2 protein-coding genes are annotated in these 1,467 nt (G+C 62.8%); both read right to left on the reverse strand.

Translation table 11 applies throughout. The features are described 5' to 3' along the window. Positions 1 to 213, reverse strand: a 213-nt coding sequence (locus I6F20_RS37505) for a flagellin N-terminal helical domain-containing protein (protein ID WP_443110878.1), incomplete at its 3' end; no start/stop codon positions are given. A gap of 359 nt (positions 214 to 572) precedes the next feature. After that, a partial coding sequence (locus I6F20_RS37510) for a DUF1522 domain-containing protein (RefSeq protein WP_275945424.1) occupies positions 573 to 1,467 on the reverse strand: 895 nt, incomplete at its 5' end.

The following is a 1,467-nucleotide window of genomic DNA, read 5'->3' on the forward strand; positions in this document are numbered from 1 at the left end:
CACGCCGTTGGCGATGCCGTCGAGCAGGTTGTTGATGTCGCTGGCGCGGTTGTCGAGCGACTGGGCCGTGAAGAAGTTGGTGGGATTGTCCAGGGCCGAGTTGACGCTCTTGCCGGTCGACAGACGGCTCTGGGTGGTGGCGAGAAGATCGGCGGTGGACTGGAGGGAGAGCAGGTTCTGGCGAACCGACGCGGAGAGAACGATACCGGACATTGAGTGTTACCCTTCTGGTACGCAACGCAACAAAACTTCGATTAGGATTAATCGATGGCCGGGACGGTGAACGTTGTGGGCTAACAAAGCATGAAGCGAGTCGCGCCAGGCCCTCCACCGATTCACCATGTGCGCATCCGGAGCCTCAGCGTTCTCACCCATATCGTCATGATAGGACGGTGCTTTTCCGTGCACCGATGAGGCATTTGCGACTTGTCAACCATAACTGAGAGTGAGCAATTGGCTGCATCGAATGCACCGCTGCGACCTTGCCGGGCAGCACTCGCACGCCGGCCCAAAAAGAAAGCGGCGGGGCTGAAGCCCCGCCGCCGGATCTTGCTTGCGATATCGTCCGCGACTTAGCGGAGCAGCTGCAGCACGCTCTGCTGCGACTGGTTGGCCAGCGACAGCGCGGAGACCGCGATCGACTGGCGGGTCGACAGCGCCTGGCTGTTGGCCGCCTCAACATTGGTGTCGGCCAGGGTCAAGTTGGACGAGCCGGTCTGCAGCACGTTGATCAGGCTCTTGTTGAAGTCCTGACGGACCTGCACCACCGAGAGGTTCGAGCCGAGGCTCGAGGCCTGCGAGCGGAGCGTGCTCGAGGCGGCGTTGAGGTTGGTCAGCACCTTGTTGGTGGCAGCGTTGTCGATGAAGTCGACACCGCTGGTCAGCGAGGCGAGGCCCAGACCCTTGGAGTTGTAGGTCACGCCGGTGATGCTGAGGTTCGACTTGCCGGTCTCGTCGAACACCAGCTTGAGCTGGTCGCCGTTCAAGAGGTTGACGCCGTTGAACGAGGAGTCCTGCGCGGTCGTGTCGATCTGGTTCAGGATGTTGTTGAACTGAGACACCAGGTTGGCACGCGAGGTCTGCGCGACGACGTCCTGGACGGGGCTGGAAGCCGTCGAGAACGTCAGCGACGAGGTCAGCGTGCCGCCGATCGCACCACCCGCGGCGCTCGAACCGATGGTCGAGGACGCGTAGTCGTTGGTGGTCGAGATCGTCAGCAGGCCGTTGGCGTCGATCGTCGCAGCCAGATTGTTGGCCTGCAGCTTGGTGTTGAGCTGATCGAGCGTCTTGACCGTGCCGTTGGTGCCGTCGCCGAAGGTGACGTTGACCGCCGTGCCGCCGTTGAAGGAGGTGAAGGTCAAGGTCTTGCCGCTGATGCCGCCGATGCCGGAGGTGCGCGCCGCGGTGAAGGCGGTCGCCGTTCCGGTGTTGCCGGCAAGGCCGAGCGCGTTCAGCGCGTTGCCCGTG

It is taken from the genome of Bradyrhizobium sp. IC3123, assembly GCF_020193625.1.
In the GTDB taxonomy this organism is placed as follows: domain Bacteria; phylum Pseudomonadota; class Alphaproteobacteria; order Rhizobiales; family Xanthobacteraceae; genus Bradyrhizobium; species Bradyrhizobium yuanmingense.